Here is a 19,010-nt window from a genome sequence, read left to right as displayed (position 1 = left end):
CGAGCGCAATGCTCACAACTTCCCCTTAGATTTGGCTGCTGGTGATCTTGCTCCTGTAGCTCTAAGTGCTCCTGCTATCAACGGTTAAATAGTAATCTGAGATACGCTCTTCACGCTTATCTATAAGTAAAAGACGCTCTCCCTTTCGGGAGGGCGTTTTTGCATTGGGTTAATTAGTACGTTAAGCATGGCAACAAATTATTATGAACACACGGGCACGCAAACTTTAGCACGTCGCTTGATTGAACGGGCGGTGGCTGAGATTTAGGTTGATTGGAACTGGGGACTGGGGAGTGGGGGGAGCAGGGGAAGCAGCGGGAGAAAAATTAATAACCAATGCCTATTAGGGTAAACGCAAATCTGCTGCGATCGCATATAAGTAAGGTTGAAAAATAGCCAAGTTTTCCAGTTTCTCAAATTTACCTGTTTGCGTACCTGGGTCAAAAGCAGTGGTAATTACGTAAAGTTTAGTGCCATCAAAGGCAATATGACCGATATGTTGCTCTTGTACTCCACCTTTTAGCTTGAGTCCGGCGAACCCATAGCGGATTCCTTGAAGCTTACCAACAGGTACTGGTTGCGGTGGGTAGGCTAAGAAAGTAATCTGTTTTCCATATTTACCCTGACGGTCTTTCGCAAAAGCAGCGTAGTTATCTTCAACCCAAGCCTTGAGTGCTGATAATACCTGGGTTTGGTATTTGGAACTTTGGTAGTCCACTTCGGAACCAGGTGAAATACCAGCTGTTATGAGTTTCTTTTGGAAATCCTCGTTGTTTGCTAATGAGTAAATGTTAATCTCAACTGTACCCAAAAGTTCCCCTTTGGAGGAGACACACAACAAGGGTGCATTTCCCTCACAAGCAGCAATTTGCCAGTTAGTTGGAGTAGCAGTATTTCCCAGGATTTTCTGCCAGATATTTCCCTCATTAAGGTTGGGAAGTTTTGTAACGGTAGGGGACTTTACTTCTTTGGGTGGAGAAAATTGGGGAAGAACAAATTTTGCTGCCAGCGGTATTAATATCAGCAAAATAGAACCTAGTAATAAATGATAAAGTCGTAACATTTGCTTGAAAATTTAGAGCCAAGGATTGCAGACTGAACAAATAATTCGTAGTGACGCTCTTTACAAGACGCTGCATGTAGCTTGCTTCTCCGTAGGAGTACGATGCATTCGCTAACGCTGCGCTATCTTAAGTCGTAACTAATTCAGGTTTTATACCCTGCAATTAATTGATGGAGAAAAACAACTTATATTCCTCATTATTTCAAGCCCCTAGTTTTAGCTATGGTGTAATAATTACGAATTACGAATTAGTAATTATGAATTATCATAATGATATCTACAATACTTTATGGGTATAGAGGAAGAATACATTTATATTGCTGCAAGTTCTGCAAATAGAACTCAACAAACTATAGCGCTTCTTTGTAGAATCAGGTAGAAGGTAGGGGCGTACAGCGGTGCATAAAACACACGGCTATTTAACTTTATCTGAATAAATTTCTCTAAATACAGCGTTTTTCAGGTAAATGAGGTACAGATTATTGTAAGGGCACAATAATCTGTACCTCACTAAGTTGGAATCTGCTGTAAGAATATATGAATATATATCATTGGCTGTAAAAATGGAAAGGACAGAAGTTAGGTTTACCCTGCTTCTGTCCGATTTAGGATTAGTTACCGTTCACAAAGTCAAGCAAGTGGCTATGCAGGCACCATCTCCTTTTGAAATCTCATCCAATGGCGATGTTGAGCGATCGCACTGATAAAATCATCAGCTACAGACTTCAAGTCAGATTCACTAGAAGTCACCACACCCTTGTCAGAGCGCGCGCCATTTTGCGACAACTTCACACCTGCAATATCAGCCACCGATAGGAGTTCAACCCCTTCGCTGGTCGCTGCGATTGTTTTATAGTGCTTAAATGCCTCGTTAATGAAGTTAATTGCTTCTCCCTCCTGCTTGAGCGTCTTAATGCTCTGCGCTCCACCAGGTACATACACCGCATCAAACATTACAGAAGCAGCTGTGACAAAGGTCATCTCAACTGGGATTTCCTGACCATCATCGCCTTTGATTTTACCGCCATGAGTCGCAATGATTTTCGCCTGAGCGCCCTCCTGCATTAGTGCTTGCTGGAGTGTGCTAAGTTCCTGAGCATTTACACCATCCGCCGCTAGAATTGCAATCTTGCGACTCTTAATCGTTTTTTCTGGCATCTTCTCTAGCATAGTTTGGATACTGAGCGCCGGAGATTTCTGCCCATGATTTGGTTTGACTTCTGTAGGAGCAGGTAAGCCAAGTCCCTCAGCAATGCGGATTACCAATTGATGATCGACAGAGTTAAATAACTCCAGCATCCGCTCTTTGACGGCGGCGTTCATCACTTTACCCAGCTCAAAATGTGCGGCTTTGACTAAGTGTTCTTTCTCCGGATCGGATAAACTGTTCCAGAATAAAGTTGCCTGACTGAAGTGGTCTTGGAAACTGGGGCTGCGTTCTCGAATTTTATTACCTTCTACCCGCTCCTTATAGCTGACAAAGCCGCCAAGATTTTCTGGAGCCGTCATCGGGCAACCATTACCCAGAGAATTCGGGTAGTAGTTTACCTTTGAAGTGGGAATGTTGTACTGCATAACGCCGTCCCGCTGGTTATTATGGAACGGACAAACGGGACGGTTAATTGGTAAATCGGTATAATTTGCGCTTCCCAAACGGTGTACTTGCGTATCAGCGTAGGAGAATATCCGACCTTGCAATAGTGGGTCATCCGAGAAGTCGATGCCCGGTACAACATTGGCAGGTTGAAAAGCAACTTGTTCGGTTTCGGCAAAGTAATTGTCTGGGTTGCGGTTGAGTACCATCTTGCCGATTGGTTTCACTGGAACCAATTCTTCAGGAATCAGCTTGGTGGAATCAAGAATATCAAAATCAAACTTAAATTCGTCCTCTTCCTCGACAATCTGCACGCCAAGTTCAAATTCTGGATAGTCGCCCATTTCGATCGCATCCCCTAAATCGCGGCGATGGAAATCTGGGTCTTTTCCGCCTGCTTTTTGCGCCTCATCCCACACCAGCGAATGCACGCCCAGAATCGGCTTCCAGTGAAATTTCACAAACCTTGCTTTGCCTTGTTCGTTGACAAAGCGGAAAGTGTGAATCCCAAATCCTTGCATCATCCGGTAGCTTCTGGGAAGGGTGCGATCAGACAGTATCCACATAATCATGTGCATCGATTCCGGCATCAGCGAGATAAAGTCCCAGAAGTTATCATGAGCGGTTCCCGCTTGGGGTATCTCGTTGTGCGGTTCGGGTTTCACGGCATGAATCAAGTCAGGAAACTTGATCGCATCTTGGATAAAAAACACCGGAATATTGTTGCCGACTATATCGTAGTTGCCATCTTCTGTGTAGAACCTGACAGCAAATCCACGCACATCGCGGGCAGTATCAGCTGAACCCCGGAACCCGGCAACTGTGGAAAATCGAACGAAGACGGGAGTTTTAACCGAGGGATCTTGGAGAAATTTTGCCTTTGTATACTCTGCCAGGGATTCATAAGGCTGGAAGTACCCATGAACACCTGCTCCTCGCGCATGAACCACCCGCTCTGGAATACGCTCTCGGTCAAAGTGTGCCAGTTTCTCGCGGAAGTGAAAGTCTTCTATCAATGTGGGGCCACGCTCACCAGCTTTGAGCGAATCATTTGTGTTGTTAACCCGCACTCCCTGATTAGTGGTCAGATATTCCCCAGCTTCTTGACGAGAAGAGTCTAGAGCCTTCTGTTTGCTTTGCTCGTCGATCGGATTGTGTTCAGTCATGTTAGGTGCTGTGAAGTGCTATTTAACAGTTGAATTAATTCGCGTAGTGTGTTAGTTAATTTTGTTTAGCAGCTAAATAAGTCTGCTGGGATAGGTTGTTGCCGCTCCTCATTCCTTTCTGGGCAAGTCACTAAAAGCGATTCTACTATCTTAAACAAGATAGTACAATAGTTCCTATCACTCCAGACGGAGAGAAGCGGTGCGTGTCTCATTTGAACCTATCCCACTAATAAGATTTGTGCTCCAAAGCTTAAGCTAATTAAGAACTAAAAACGAAAAATCAAGGTTTTCAAGCACATTTTACGAAAAGAAATAGGATTTTTAGAATAGTGGGATAGATTCTTGTTAGTTGCAAAGTGAATTACTTACCCATAAATCCAGAGCGCAGTCCGGCTGCTGCTTCCCTAACCGCCTGCTTCCCCTTATCTACCACTGCTTCAGTGCCGAAAAATTCATGAGTCACGCCGTTATAATTGATTGCCTTTACAGAGGAACCCGCTTCACGCAAACGCTTGGCGTAGGCTTCTCCGTCACTACGCAGTGGGTCAATTTCTGCCGTAATCAAAGTCGCAGGTGGCAGACCGCGTAGGTTTTCTGCTCGCAGTGGTGAAGCATAGGGATTACTCCCGTCAGACTGACTGTTTAGATATTGGCTCCAGAACCAGATCATCATCGCTTTGTTAAGCGGTTTGGCGTTGGCATTCTCCTGGTAGGAGGGTGTATCAAAGGCGTAATTGGTAACAGGATAGATTAGCATCTGATGTACAGGTATCTTACCACCTCTGTCGCGTGCCATTAAGCAGGTGACAGCTGCCAAGTTGCCACCTGCACTCTCGCCACCAACTGCAACCCGCTTGGGGTCGCCGTTGATTCGGGCAGCATTAGCTATAACCCATTGAGTTGCAGCATAAGCATCTTCCGCCGCTGCGGGAAACTTATGTTCTGGGGCTTGGCGATAGGCGACAGATACAACCATACAGTTAGCTGCATTAGTCAAAGCGCGGCACGATGAATCATAGGTATCTAAATTGGCGATTACCCAACCGCCACCGTGGAAGTAGACCAGCACTGGGAAGGGCCCTTTTCCCTTTGGTAGATAAATACGCGCTAGAAGATCGCCCCCCGGCCCTGGTATAAGTTGATGATTGACATCCCCGACCATTTCCACCGCAGGCTTGCGACGTTTGGCAAGCACGCCCATAACTGCATCTGCCACAGTTGGATTGTTGCGAGCATTCATGGGTGACAATTTTTCAATTGGCGGTGCGTTAAAAGAGGCAAGTTCATCTAGCACGGCTTTCATCTGGGCATCAGGCGTAGATACGGCCCCTGCTGCCTTCGCCAGAAGTGGGCCACCTAAGGCGATCACCACCACCCCTGACCCTGCTAGGGTGGCAAACTCTCTTCTCGATATTTTTTGATTCATAAACTCCTCTAAAAAGTACCACAGCAGAAGTACAACCTAAGTCTGGCTAGTTTTTCCATCCAATTCCACGCGTAGGCGTAGGCCGTCGTAGACATCGCTGGCGACATCATCTGAAGCACTGCATTATTAGTCTGTTATAAGTGGCTCAGATCGCAGTAAGCTTACTTCTGGATGGCATTGAAGAGACTTATTCAACTTTTCAAAGTACCTCATCAGTATTAATCTTAAAAAGCTAGAAGCAATCTCGCCTCTAGCATTGGTTAGTAATGCCTAAGTTATTGAACCGGAATAAACTACTGCTCAATGCAGATGTGATTATGGATACAAAAGAGTTAAGCAAAGCTTGGCGTTGAAGCAACATGGTATTTGCTCTGTTTTGGCTGCTTTGCTATTAATTTAACTCAAGGTTAGTAATCAAAGTATGTAATTATTAATACTGTTATTCCCTGAATATACATTTAATATTTATTAAACGAACCGCAAAGTAAAGGCAGCGCGGTCTTGGAGGTTTCCCCCATGAGCGACTGCCGTCGCAAAGTAAAGATATTAGTTAAGCAATTAATTATTAAGTCCAAGTTTATAGAGAATTTGTATAACTCCTTAAGGTTTGAGGACAATCTTGATGCAGTTGTCCTACTTGTGTTTGAAAATTTCGTAACCGTATGATGCTTGATCTAGCGGCAGCACTCCCCCGTGATTACCTGAAGTAGAATCAATAAAATTGATGCCAGTAATGTGCTCCACAACGCAGATGAAGATAGCAACACAAGGGTATTAAAGCACTTTTCTCCAATTCTAAAAATCGGTTATAACTGACTAAAGTCGTGAAAATATGTTAAAAAATAATTACTATACGTGTTTAGTATAATAATCCTTACACAATTGAAAATATATACGTCTGGTAGCGCTGAAAGCAAAAACAGCGCTACTACGAACAGTGTTATCTATTTATGTATGCCTAATTACTTGTGGCTTGCCGGAGGTATGACAGTAATCAAGAGATGCTGACTAGATGTCAAATCGAAAGGCAAATTTGCTTGGACTTATTAACTGAAGCGAGAACGTTGATTACGACGTTGCTTGTGCCTAGCTATTGCTTTACGCTTCTCTTTTTCTATCGGCGTCTCAAAGTGACGCTTTTTTCTCATATCTTGGAAAATTCCTGCTTTAGAAACTTCCCGCTTAAATCTTCTTAAGGCTGATTCAATACCTTCATTCTCCCCTAAAACTACTTGTGTCATTCTCATTCCTCCTTAATGTGGATGAATAGTTCAAGGCTAGATACAAAATAAAATATTCCAGCAGAGTGGAGCCTTTGGCTTTATCTGCTGGAGACTCTAAATGTGAAATTTTCAGGAATCGACTTAGTAGCGATTATTGTTGCGGCGGGCATTACCGCCACCCCAGCTACCACGAGAGGAGCTGCTTCTTTCCTCACGAGGTTTAGCTTTGTTCACTTTCAAATCACGTCCCATCCACTCAGCACCATCAAGTGCATCAATGGCAGCTTGTTCTTGTGTGTCTGTTTCCATTTCTACAAAAGCGAACCCACGCGGCCGACCTGTTTCCCGATCTGTGGGTAATTGAACACGATTCACTGTTCCGTATTCTGCAAAAGCCCGCTTGAGGTCTTCTTCTGTAACCTGATAGGACAGGTTTCCGACGTAAATTGACATAGAAGTCTCCGAATTCAGGGAGTGTAGAGAGTTAAATTCGGAGAGGCGCTTTTTAGAAATCAAAACGAGTGACTCAACCGAAAATAATCTTTATGTCCATGAGTTTAACACAGCCTTCAGCCTTTGAATATCTGTCTTATAGTGAATTTTATTGACAAATAAAACCTTTAAGACAGGTTTGTAGACCTTTCTACGACAGGCTTTTGTTGCTTGCACTATAAAAGTTACACTTTTAACAGCAAATCAGTATTAATTAGCGATCGCTCAGCTATTTAGTGTTTTGAAAATTAAGCTGTGGACTAAGGGTAAAGATTATTATCGGTAGTGGGGATAATCATACCATAACTGAGTGTCTTAAAAGCAAATTAAAAAATATTCATCCTCAAATGCCCAATTAGCTAGGGTTAAACTGCGCTAAAATCCTTTCTGCTTCCTTACACAGCACCTGATGATATTCACCGTTACTAGCCAGCAAACCTCCCCATTGATTGATATCATCGGTGTTATACTGCAACGGAGTGCCGTCGAAGTGGGTAAATTTACCACCAGCTTCTGTTAAAATCAATTCTGGAGCTGCTATATCCCAGTCTTTGGGCGCAGACTTGCCAGAAAGGGAAATGTAGATATCTGCCTGTTGCTCGACAATGGTGGCGATTTTGCAGCCTACACTACCCACAGCTTTCTGATTTTGGCAGGGTAAGTTTTGTAGTAAGTAATCTAGCCGTTGGTTGCGGTGAGAGCGGCTAACGACTAAGGTTAAATCCTCAACTCCTTTGCCTGACGACACTTGTAAAGGAACAGATCGATCACGGGTTTCTACAAATGTACCCCCACCTTTGATTGCATAATATAACTTTTGAGCCTCTGGTACTGCCACCACTGCCAACACTGGGCGTGTTTCCTTGACTAAAGCAATGTGAACCGCATAGTCCCCAGTTTTTTTGATAAAGTCTCGTGTGCCATCCAAAGGGTCAATTATCCATACCCAAGGGGCAGAAGGGTGTGCGCCTGTACTTGGCGATTGATAGGTTTCTTCACTGATGTAAGCAAAATCTTCATTACCTAAAGTTGCTTGTAGCCTCTGCAAAATGTATTGACTCACAGCTACATCAGCAACGGTAACAGGCTCATTTTGTTTATATTTTACTTCTAAGTTAGGGTCTTTTGCAGTGCCGTGGTAATACGATCGCAGTATATCTGCTGCGCCCCAACCTACCTCACAAGCGATCGCTAATATTTCTTGTAAGTCTTTCATTAATTTGGCCTGTTCTAAAAATATGTATAACGTGATTAGAGGCGCACCTCTGTGCGTCCCTAGTTTAAATTCATCCAGCGCCGGGTACCAAAAAATTTACAGGAATCAGCAGCAATATTAGCTGCCAGTGTCAGTGCATCAGTAAAACTTTCCTTTAAAATGTAGTCACAGAAAGCACCGTGAAAAATATCTCCAGCCCCTAAGGTATCAATCGCTTGAATCTGCGGCACATCTACCATACCAGTTTTAGCGCAACTCAAGTATTCAATTGGTTTTTGTCCGTGAGTAATAGCGATGTGAGGAATTTCAAATCCGCCCAGATAGGCAAAAACGTCTTCTCCAGTCTGGCAGTTGGGGGGATAAAAATTAGCTGAACAGATAGCATAATCTACAAACGGCAAAATTTGCTCAAATCCAGACTTCCAACTACCACCATCAATTACTACTGGGATATTCTTAGCTTTAGCCATTTGGGCTATGGAATAACTAACCGTCATCTGATGTCCATCAATCAGTACTATATGGACATTTTGCAAAATATCTGGCGGGATAGATGCGCTGCTGGCTTGAGTTTTAACAGCATTGATCGAAACCACAGCTCGTTCACCTGTGGCTTGAGTAACAATGATTGAGGAGACAGGCGGTGCTAAATCAGTGGTAGGCTCAAGGTCTGCGATCGCAACTCTGTAATTTGCCAAATCAGCTTGAATTAGCTGCGTCATTGGGTGAGAACCCACCACACCCAAGACTGTAGCCTGATTACCTAAATGGCTGAAAGTTACAGCCGCGTTTGTTGCTGGCCCCCCTGCCCCTACAGTATAGTCAGTAGCAACAATCTTCTGATTATTCTTAGGGGCAGAATCAGCAAGGTAAATCAAATCCAAGGTTACTAAACCTACAAATAACCCATGATCCGATTTTGGATTTTGGATTTTGGATTTTAGATTAGTCATTTTTCATATATGTTCCTCTAGGTGCATAGCATAAATTCTTATTTTAGAACTTACGCACTGTATAAACCGACCATAATATGCATCACACAAAATGTACATTTCCGGTGCTGACTGCAACTCTGATTTGATCGCATATTTACTGTTTTAGGTGTCAGACATGGCTCAAAAGCCCAAGTTTGGTATAGTACATATGTATGATGCGTAAGTCCTATATTTTTAACTCCTAACTCCTAACCGGAGCTTCGGAGTCTCCGGCTTTGCTCCTAACTCCTAACTCCTAACTCTTGCTCATGCAAACCGATCCAAAACCAGGAACACTTTACGTCGTCGGCACACCAATTGGCAACCTGGAAGATATAACTTTTCGGGCGGTGCGAATTTTGCAAACTGTGGATATGATTGCTGCGGAAGACACGCGTCATACAGGGAAACTGCTACAGCATTTTCAAGTTAAAACACCCCAGGTGAGTTACCACGAACACAATCGTACCAGCCGCATCCCAGAATTATTAGAGCATTTAGTTAACGATAAAGCGATCGCCCTTGTGAGCGATGCTGGGATGCCAGGTATTTCCGATCCTGGATATGAATTCGTGAAAGCCTGTATTGAGGCAGGAATTCCAGTAGTTCCTATTCCTGGCGCTAGTGCAGCAATTACCGCTTTGAGTGCGGCTGGACTACCAACAGATCGGTTTGTCTTTGAAGGCTTTCTCCCAGCTAAAAGTCAACACAGACAAGAACATTTAGAATCTCTGCAAACAGAATCTCGCACATTGATTTTCTATGAATCGCCCCACCGATTGCGAGAAACTTTGCAAGACTTAGCAGACGTTTGGGGAAACGATCGCCAAATCGTGCTAGGACGCGAGTTAACAAAATTGTATGAGGAATTTTGGCGGGGGACAATTGCCGAAGCGATCGCTCACTACAGCCAACGAGAACCCCAAGGAGAATATACATTAGTAGTGGCGGGAATTCCACCTAGTCAGCCCCAACTGACACAAGAGGAATTGAAAACCGAATTGAAACAGTTAATTAGTCAGGGAATATCGCGATCGCAAGCTAGCCGTCAGTTAGCAAAAGCCACTTTCCTTCCCCGTCGCCAACTTTATCAACTAGCTCTTTCTATAGTTCTCAGTCCTGAGTCTTAAACAGCTAATACCGCTTTTTTGAAAATCATAAATTCACATCTCTATTTATCTTCTGTGAATAATTGAATTCAGAGAATTTTTGGCTTGATATTTTAGGATAAGCATAATTCTCAAGTCGAGTTCACATTCCTATTTTGAGTTAACTATAAGTTACGCACAACAGTAACTTATAGTCAACTTTTCATGTGTGTAGGCGTAGCCTGCCGCAGGCATTGCGTGAATCGAGGGTTACAAAATACTTAAAATTTGAGCACCTGCAACTTGGATTATATAGTTTCAGTAAAAAAAGTATGATTGCCATACCAAATACATTCTTATTACTAATTCATATATTCATCCTCAAAGACTATCTGGTGAAGATTAAAATGATATCTAAAGATTTTTGATATTATTTCTCTAGATAGATCAATAATTTTGTAGGCAAATTTTAAGATGAAATAGTCAAAGGCATACAGAGCAGATTCTTACAAGAAGGAGAAATTTTATGGGTAACATTATTGCTTGGCTGGTTTTAGGTCTAATTGCAGGTGCGTTAGCTAAGTTATTTTATCCAGGAACTCAAGGTGGCGGTATTCTCTCCACCATTGTCTTAGGAATCCTTGGAGCCGTAGTTGGGGGTTATTTGGGTCAAACTTTGCTAGGAAGTAGTTCGGCAGCCGCCGCATCTGTAGGCGCTTTTTCCCTTGGAAGTATTTTATTTGCTGTTCTGGGTGCTATGTTACTGATTTTCCTTTGGGGTTTACTGACTCGTCGAGCTGTGTAATTGCCTGAAATTAGCTAACAATCTTGGGAATCACTTTTAGTTGCAATAAACCGAGAAAATGACATTAGAAAACGAGCGAAGAACTATAGGAGTTTTTGCTAAGTGTTCGCAGGCACAATTAGCACTTCAGGAACTAAAAGCTTCTAATTTTCCAATGCACAAAGTTTCTGTAATTGCACGAAATGCAGAAGAAAGTGATCTTGCTGGTGTTGAACTTAAAGAGCGCACCAGCAATATGTCCTCAAAAGATACTGCTGGAGTTTTGACAGCTGGTGCTTTATGCGGTCTTACTGGCTTATTAGTCGGTTTAGTCCTCTGGGTAATTCCTGGTATAGGTCGAGTTATCCTAGCCGGAGCAGAAGCAACAGCGATCGCTACCACTTTAGCAGGTGGTTTGCCTGCTGTATTCCTAAGTTTAGGAATTCCTAAAGAGCAAGTACAGGGTTACAGCGATCTTATCTGTAAAGGTTATTATTTAGTGATAGTAACTGGTATAGACATAGAAATTCGTCTTGCTAAGAGGATTTTTAATCGCCGTGATATTCATCAGTGGGGTATTTATGAGCCATACTTGACCCCAAATAGTCGCTATAAAAATGCAGTTGGTGTTTTTTACACGCATCAAGATGCAGAAATAGCACTTACTGAACTAAGATCTGCTGGCTTTCCGATGAGTCAAGTATCGATAATTGCTAAAAATATAAGCAATCTAAGTAGTATTTTTGAGGCAACTATTAGTAGTTCCCAAGATAACTACACTACTTTAGGAATTCCTGATGATTTAGCCAAATATTATGAGCATCAAGTGACCCTTGACCATTACGTAGTAGTCATAAAAGGCACTGATATTTACATAGCAGGTGCAAAAGCTATTTTAGAGAGTAACAAGATTCAACATTTTCGCATCTATAGCCAATCTGAACTTGATGCGGCTAAAAGCGAACGCCAGGTTATTAAGAATTTCTAGTTAAATGTCAAGTTAATCTCAACAAGTGTGATGACATACTGGAATTTTGGATATTCATAAAAGTTTATAGTATAAGATAGTTTAAGTATTATAAATAATATGTGATTTATAAGTATATATCGTTTTTTGAAACCTTAAATTTTCCAGGACTTACGCAAAAATGCAGTGAAAGCCTTGAATTACCGTAGGGGCAATTCATGTAGACGCTGCATCTGCTTCCCGTAGGGTATTACCCCTACACTTCATACTTGATGCGTAAGTCCTATTTTCATCAGTATACTGCTTGCCATAACTAAGGTTACGGTTGATCTATATAGTAATCTAAGTAAGTCGGCACAATAAAACCAAACTGTGTGAAGAAAAGTAAAAAGGCTCAAACTCTTTTCCCCAGCTAAGAACTTCCAACAATAACTGCCTTATCCCAATAATAATTATTCATGCCGACCTCTACTTATAATGGCATTGATGTTATATGCAACTGCAAAAGCCACTATCCACTATATTTAGCTTTTATATAAATTGTGTTTTAATGAACTTAATTTTTCTTATCCTGTTGCTTGATTTTACTATCCAGCTTTTTTTGAGCGTTGAATTTTTCAATATTCTCCAAGGGTGTTTTGAGAAAAAGATGATGTTAATATTAAACCAAAGCTACAAAAGGGTAGTTTTAGAGTAAAATAATATCCGTTTCAAATAGTAGAATAGTAGTTTAACAACTAATTCTAACCATTTCTAGTTTTGCATCCATTTTAATTTCTACAATATACGACCAGTGTCCAAAGTTAGGATAGCATTGTATTCTGGTTACCAATCAACAATAAATTCGACCTTTTACCCTTTGCAGAATTTTGGTCTTGCTAAGTCAATTACTACACTCATAAAAATTCCCATTTTTTTAATCAAGTCTGATATTAAATTTATAATCTAAGAACAATTGTTTAATTATCCCCTGCAAGATTCAATTATAAAATAAGCTGATTAATTTTTTTGAAAAAAGTTATGCTATTTACAGGTTTAGGATTTGTTAAAATATCAAAGTGTTAGAAAAAAGATTATTAATCTACTCATTTATTTAAAATGACGTTACATTTATAAATATATTTATAAGTGATAATATTGGGCGTGCAAAAAACTAGGCATATCCCACATGAACGAAATATCCTGCTTTGTTTTGGATAGTTAAAATATAATCAAAATAGTCTTAAAAACAGAAATAATTTGAATAACTGCCTGGAATAATGTTGAAACGTTCAAAGATTGGAATCAAAATTGGAATTAGTTTTGCCCTGAGTTTGGCAACTCTGACCACTATTGGTCTAATCTCCTACCAAAGCACCAATGAGCTAATTAAAACTTCGCGTCAAGAAAACCATACCTACCAGGTGTTAAGTCAGCTTGAAGACCTCAACTTGCAAGTGACAAATGCTGAAACTGGGCAACGTGGTTACATTATTACTGGAGAACAGCGCTATTTAGAACCTTATAATGCTGCCATTCAAGTGCTGAATCAAAAAGTTGAGGAACTTCAGAGATTAACAGCAGATAATCCCAACCAACAGAGTCGGCTTGATACTTTACAGTCACTAATCGCTCAAAAGCAGGCTGAACTTAAAGAAACCATTGACTTGCGTCAGAACCAAAGTTTTGAAGCTGCCCAAAAGGTTGTTCTGACAGACCGAGGCAAGCAACTGATGACTGAGATCCGCAAAGTTATCCAGGCGATGAAAACTGAGGAGAATAAACTTCTCAAACAGCGCTCTGAGCAGGCACAAGTTGCTGCTCAAAAAACGATCGCCAGCATTCTCTATAGTATTCTTTTATTTTCTTTAATCTTAGCTTTAATCGGATTCGTCCTGACCAGACATATCTCAGTACCGCTGAAGCGAGTTTCTGACATAGCAGAAAAAATGGCGGATGGGAATTTATTGGTGAGTTTACCAGATAGCGATCGCCGGGATGAAATTGGTGTGTTGACGCGCACCTTCAACCAGATGATCGTTAATCTGCGAAACACAACTCAAAAAAATGACGAGCAAAACTGGCTAAAGTCTAATTTGGCTGAATTTGCCCAGATGCTCCAAGGGCAGCGAAATCTAGAAAATGCGTCTCGCCTGATCTTGTCGAATTTAGCACCACTGGTTGGAGCATCGCAGGGCGTTTTTTATTTTATGGACTCAATAGACGACCAGCCTATACTGAAGTTGTTGAGTAGTTATGCTTATAAAGAACGTAAAAACCTAGCAAACCAGTTTCGTTTAGGCGAGGGATTGGTGGGACAATCCGCCTTAGAAAAACAAAGAATCCTCTTAACGGAAGTTCCTAGTGACTATATCCGCATCAGTTCCGGCTTGGGAGAAGCTCCACCGCTAAATATTATTGTGTTACCTGTAATGTTTGAGACGCAGGTGAATGCTGTAATTGAACTTGCCTCTTTTGGGCCTTTCAGCCATCTGCATCTGAGATTTTTAGAACAATTGAGTGAAAATCTAGGTGTATTTTTAAATAACATCGCCTCACAATTGCAAACCCAGCAACTACTTGAAGAGTCTGTTGCTTTAACAGAAGAATTGCAGAGCCAGCAGGAAGAACTACAGCAAAGCAATCAACGCCTAGAAGAACAGGCGCACGAGTTGCAGGAATCACAATTTCTTGTCAAGCAGTCTAACGAGGAATTACAACAACTAAATGAGGAGCTAGAAGAAAAGGCAGAATTGTTAGAAGTTCAAAATCGGGAAGTTGGCCGTAAGAACCAGGAAGTTGAGCGGGCGAGGCAGTCTTTGGAAGAAAAAGCTGAACAACTGGCGTTGTCTTCCAAATATAAGTCAGAATTTCTTGCGAATATGTCCCACGAATTACGGACACCACTAAATAGCTTGTTAATTTTAGCAAGGCTGTTAGCAGATAACTCTCTTAGCAACTTGACCGACAAACAGGTTGAATACAGCCGGACTATCTACTCGGCTGGAACTGATTTGCTAGAGTTGATTAATGATATTCTAGATTTGGCAAAAATTGAGTCGGGTACTATGTCGCTCGATATTGAGCAAATTGCTTTTGTAGATTTGCAGACATCTTTAAAGCAGACTTTCCGGCAAATTGCCCAAAATAAAAAACTCAGTTTTACTGTTGAACTGGATGACAAGTTACCCCCGACAATTTCTAACGACTCCAAACGTCTGCAACAAGTGCTGAAAAATCTACTGGCTAACGCCTTTAAGTTTACTGAACAGGGAGGCGTGAAGTTACAAATTGGCATTGCAACTGAGGCAGGCGAAGTTGATAATCCGATGATTGCTTTTGCAGTTAGCGATACGGGCATAGGCATTTCAGTCGAGAAACAGAAGATTGTTTTCGAGGCATTTCAGCAAGCAGATGGCACAACCAGCCGCAAGTACGGAGGAACTGGCTTAGGCTTGTCCATCAGCCGCGAATTGGCTCAACTGTTGGGAGGGAGAATTGAACTAGTCAGCCAACCAGGCCAGGGAAGCACGTTCACTCTTTATTTGCCCAGGCGACACGAAAAGAATGATAAAAATACTCTCACCACACCACCCCCTGAGCCAACTACCTCTATCGGTACAGCATCGACCATAAAAGAAGTGCCAATGGTCGAAAACAGACCCACAATTGTGGACACCTCGCCATCAGCGAAAGTGTTTCCTACCTTCGCCAACGATATCCCAGATGACCGGGAAATAATTCAACCGGGCGATCGCATTTTGCTGATTATCGAGGATGACGATAAATTTGCTCGCATCTTACTAGATATGGCACGTGAGCAGGGCTTTAAAACCATTGTTTCTTTACAGAGCAAACAAGGTCTAGCACTAGCGCAACAGTTTAAACCCAATGCGATTATGCTAGATATCCATATGCCAGAGATGGATGGGTGGACGGTGCTGGATCGTCTAAAACATAAGCCAGACACCAGACACATACCAGTACATATACTTTCTGTTGATGAAAGACAGCAACGGGGATTACAGTTAGGAGCGATTACTTATCTCCAAAAACCCGTTTCTCCAGAAGCGCTAACTCAAGTATTGACTGAAATTAAAGGCTTTATTGAGCGTCAAGTAAAAAATCTGCTAATTGTAGAAGATGACCCCGTACAAGCCCAAAGTATTATCGAACTGATCGGTAATGGTGATGTCCAGAGTACAGCAGTGGGTACGGGCAAAGAAGCCCTGTTGATTTTGCGATCGCATCACTTTGATTGTATGGTACTGGATCTCGGTCTGCCGGATATGAGCGGGTTTACACTAATTGAGCAGATAAAGCTTGAACCCAGGCTTTTGAAACTGCCGATCATCGTCTACACCGGCAAAGAACTCAGCCGACAAGAAGAAACCCAACTGCGGGGACTAGCAGAGACAATTATTATTAAAAATGTGCGATCGCCAGAGCGGTTGCTAGACGAAACTGCCCTGTTTTTGCATCGGGTGCAAGCAAATTTGCCCCCACCAAAGCGTCAAATATTAGAGCAACTACATCAAACTGACCCGGTGCTGGCTAACCGGAAAATTTTGATTGTAGATGATGACCTCCGAAATATTTTTGCTCTTACCAGCTTTTTAGAAAGCTATCAAATGCAAGTGCTGTTTGCCGAAAATGGCAGAGACGGCATAGAGAAGCTGCAAGCTAATCCTGACATTAATATAGTTTTGATGGATATCATGATGCCGGAAATGGATGGTTATGAAACTACCCGCACCATCCGCCAGCAACAACAGTTTCGCTCACTACCAATAATTGCTTTAACTGCCAAAGCCATGCCAGGCGACAGGGAAAAGTGCATCGAAGCTGGAGCTTCTGACTACATCACCAAACCTGTAGATACTGAGCAACTGCTTTCACTGCTCCGGGTTTGGCTGTATCGGTAAGGAGTCAACCCCTTTGGGAAATTCAAAATTCAAAATTCAAAATTAATGATCCCCATAAATAAATTCAGGGATTTGTATCCTTTGGTTTTCGGTCATCTTTTTTATTAGCCTTTTCCAAGAGGGCTTTTTCATACTCATTACATTCTAAAGAATCCTCAAAAACAGGAACTCCCATTTTTTCAAGATCCCTTTTGTATATTCCATTAAGTTGATCGTCTTCAACTAAAAATGTAACAATTTTCTTGTCATACGATAAATAATATATTATCCCAATGTTTAATTTAGGTGTACCCCAAATATAATAATTTTCTATTAAACCGAACTGCGTAAGATAATCATGAATAAGCTCATCAGTGATCCCAGGTCTAGTCTTAATTTTAACTTTTTTAGCTTTCATCTTTTTAACTTCCTATGAGAACGAGGAAAGCCTCGTAGGGGGCAGAGGGAGAAAGAGTTTTCTCTAATCCAGCTTGAAAACTCGAACTGTTTATGTTGTCATCTGAGTACAGAAATTTTAGATATGCTAAAAACCCACACTATCCGCTATCAAAGGGTTAGTGTGGGTAATTTATCCTTATAATGGGAATGACAGTTAGCGGAACATACTACTGACTGAAGTATCTTCATGAATCCGCCAGATAGTTTCTCCTAACAGATTAGCAACTGACAGCACCACTAGTTGTGGAAAACGATTATTTTCTGGTATGGGAATCGTATTAGTGACAATGACTTCCTCAAACAAGCCACTGGACAACCGCTCCATCGCTGGTGGAGAGAACACCGCATGAGTTGCACAGGCGTATACTTGACGCGCTCCTTCTTCACGCAGTAATCGCGCCCCTTCAGCGATCGTGCCCCCAGTGTCGATCATGTCATCCACCAACACTGCTGTTTTACCTTTAACATCGCCGATGACATTTAACACTTCTGCAACATTATGTGCCTGACGACGTTTGTCAATAATTGCCAGGGGAGCATCATTCAGTTTTTTGGCAAATGCTCTAGCTCGTGCTACACCGCCAACATCGGGGGAAACAACCACAAGGTCTGGTAGTTCTTTCCTTGCTAGATAATCCAGCAATACTGGTGAACCGTAAACATGGTCAAAGGGTATATCGAAATAGCCTTGAATCTGAGCCGAGTGCAAATCCATTGCTAGAACACGGTTAGCACCTGCTTCGGTAACCAAGTTAGCAACCAGCTTGGCGGTTATTGACTCTCGTCCTGCCGTTTTGCGATCAGCGCGGGCGTAGCCATAGTAGGGAATTACTGCCGTTACCTGTCGCGCAGAAGCTCGACGACAGGCATCAACCATAATCATTAATTCCATCAAGTGATCATTCACGGGTTGACAACATGGCTGGATTAAATAGACATCACAACCCCGAATCGATTCTTGGATTTGAACGTAAAGTTCTCCATCCGCAAATCTTTTGCGAATCATTGGTCCCAAGTCAAGACCCAGATAACGAGCTACTTCTTGAGACAGTTGTACATTGGCAGAGCCAGAAAACAGCCGCAGGCGATGATTATCGGTCAGTCCTGTTGCAGATGGTTGCACTTTGAAAGTTGCAGAACTGAGCACAGCAGATCCTCTATGTGCATTCATAGTAATATTATCATTAGAGATTTAATAGATTTAACCAAGAAATCGCCTAAAAAAACATCTGTGAGTTTTATTGAAGCTTCCATACAAAATTTAAACATTTTTCCATAAAATTATCATTCGCTAATTGTCTAATTTTCTTGGCAAGCAAACTATTGATAGCTTAACGGACATCAAGACCGTCCACTAGGTCTATAGTTAAAATTTTTTGAGTTGAGCTAAATAACCCAATCTTTTAAAGATTGTTGTGCTAGATAGCTTCTGCTAACTACCTCATTTATAACTTAAATGATATTGAAGTTTGTTCTCGTATAGAATATAACATTTTTATCTAAGTATTAAAATTGTAGCTGATTACTCTTTTGTTTACGTAGTAAAACAACGATATGTCTAAAATAATTTAGCACAGAACAGAATTTACTTACGTATAAGTTCTCAGATAAAGATTAAATAAAGTTTTCATAAAGATTTTATAAAAAAATCCTGATTCATCACAAAACATTACTC

Annotated in this window: 13 protein-coding genes and 2 pseudogenes; 5 read left to right on the top strand and 10 right to left on the bottom strand. The window is 41.6% G+C overall.

Translation table 11 applies throughout. From position 1 onward, the window contains the following. A pseudogene (locus tag V7L29_RS06830) lies at window positions 1-88 on the top strand (photosystem II protein D1); the annotation flags it as partial. Between the two features lie 255 nt (window positions 89-343). Here V7L29_RS06830 and V7L29_RS06825 read toward each other — a convergent pair. From V7L29_RS06825 to V7L29_RS06795, 8 genes and pseudogenes are all read right to left on the bottom strand, one after another. Beyond that, window positions 344-1,063: a hypothetical protein gene (locus V7L29_RS06825; protein ID WP_334734949.1), complete on the bottom strand. Its 720-nt coding sequence runs from the start codon at window positions 1,061-1,063 to the stop codon at window positions 344-346. 642 nt (window positions 1,064-1,705) lie between these two features. Continuing rightward, window positions 1,706-3,823, bottom strand: a complete 2,118-nt coding sequence (locus tag V7L29_RS06820) for a catalase (RefSeq protein WP_334734948.1) — start codon at window positions 3,821-3,823, stop codon at window positions 1,706-1,708. Window positions 3,824-4,184: 361 nt separating this feature from the next. Next, complete coding sequence (locus V7L29_RS06815; protein WP_334734947.1) at window positions 4,185-5,249, bottom strand: alpha/beta hydrolase; 1,065 nt, start codon at window positions 5,247-5,249, stop codon at window positions 4,185-4,187. A gap of 702 nt (window positions 5,250-5,951) precedes the next feature. Then, window positions 5,952-6,125, bottom strand: a pseudogene (locus V7L29_RS35460) (IS982 family transposase); the annotation flags it as partial. Window positions 6,126-6,295: 170 nt separating this feature from the next. Continuing rightward, window positions 6,296-6,490, bottom strand: a complete 195-nt coding sequence (gene rpsU, locus V7L29_RS06810) for a 30S ribosomal protein S21 (protein WP_334692083.1) — start codon at window positions 6,488-6,490, stop codon at window positions 6,296-6,298. Between the two features lie 123 nt (window positions 6,491-6,613). Then, window positions 6,614-6,925: an RNA recognition motif domain-containing protein gene (locus tag V7L29_RS06805; protein ID WP_334692084.1), complete on the bottom strand. Its 312-nt coding sequence runs from the start codon at window positions 6,923-6,925 to the stop codon at window positions 6,614-6,616. Window positions 6,926-7,319: 394 nt separating this feature from the next. Beyond that, entirely contained in the window at window positions 7,320-8,180 is an 861-nt protein-coding gene (locus V7L29_RS06800; protein WP_334734946.1) for a 3'(2'),5'-bisphosphate nucleotidase CysQ family protein, read from the bottom strand. Between the two features lie 59 nt (window positions 8,181-8,239). Continuing rightward, window positions 8,240-9,133 carry a sugar kinase gene (locus V7L29_RS06795; RefSeq protein ID WP_334692086.1) on the bottom strand — a complete coding sequence of 298 codons (894 nt, stop codon included), beginning with the start codon at window positions 9,131-9,133 and terminating at the stop codon, window positions 8,240-8,242. Between the two features lie 290 nt (window positions 9,134-9,423). On the opposite strand from V7L29_RS06795, the gene rsmI reads away from it, so the two are divergent. The 4 genes from rsmI (at window position 9,424) to V7L29_RS06775 (ending at window position 16,897) form a co-directional block, all read left to right on the top strand. Beyond that, on the top strand, window positions 9,424-10,284 hold the full coding sequence (gene rsmI / locus V7L29_RS06790; RefSeq protein ID WP_334692087.1) for a 16S rRNA (cytidine(1402)-2'-O)-methyltransferase: 861 nt from the start codon (window positions 9,424-9,426) through the stop codon (window positions 10,282-10,284). Window positions 10,285-10,768: 484 nt separating this feature from the next. Then, window positions 10,769-11,047: a GlsB/YeaQ/YmgE family stress response membrane protein gene (locus V7L29_RS06785; protein ID WP_334692088.1), complete on the top strand. Its 279-nt coding sequence runs from the start codon at window positions 10,769-10,771 to the stop codon at window positions 11,045-11,047. Between the two features lie 58 nt (window positions 11,048-11,105). After that, window positions 11,106-12,014: a hypothetical protein gene (locus V7L29_RS06780; protein WP_334734945.1), complete on the top strand. Its 909-nt coding sequence runs from the start codon at window positions 11,106-11,108 to the stop codon at window positions 12,012-12,014. Between the two features lie 1,238 nt (window positions 12,015-13,252). Beyond that, on the top strand, window positions 13,253-16,897 hold the full coding sequence (locus V7L29_RS06775) for a response regulator (RefSeq protein ID WP_334734944.1): 3,645 nt from the start codon (window positions 13,253-13,255) through the stop codon (window positions 16,895-16,897). 64 nt (window positions 16,898-16,961) lie between these two features. Here V7L29_RS06775 and V7L29_RS06770 read toward each other — a convergent pair whose 3' ends face one another. Then, window positions 16,962-17,294: a hypothetical protein gene (locus tag V7L29_RS06770; RefSeq protein ID WP_334734943.1), complete on the bottom strand. Its 333-nt coding sequence runs from the start codon at window positions 17,292-17,294 to the stop codon at window positions 16,962-16,964. A gap of 195 nt (window positions 17,295-17,489) precedes the next feature. Continuing rightward, on the bottom strand, window positions 17,490-18,506 hold the full coding sequence (locus V7L29_RS06765; protein WP_334692092.1) for a ribose-phosphate pyrophosphokinase: 1,017 nt from the start codon (window positions 18,504-18,506) through the stop codon (window positions 17,490-17,492). Window positions 18,507-19,010 lie beyond the last annotated feature (504 nt).

The sequence above is a fragment of the Nostoc sp. genome (assembly GCF_036916575.1).
In the GTDB taxonomy this organism is placed as follows: Bacteria; Cyanobacteriota; Cyanobacteriia; order Cyanobacteriales; family Nostocaceae; genus Nostoc.
The sequence above is the reverse complement of the archived record's forward strand: the minus strand, read 5'-3'. Positions and strand labels throughout refer to the sequence as shown.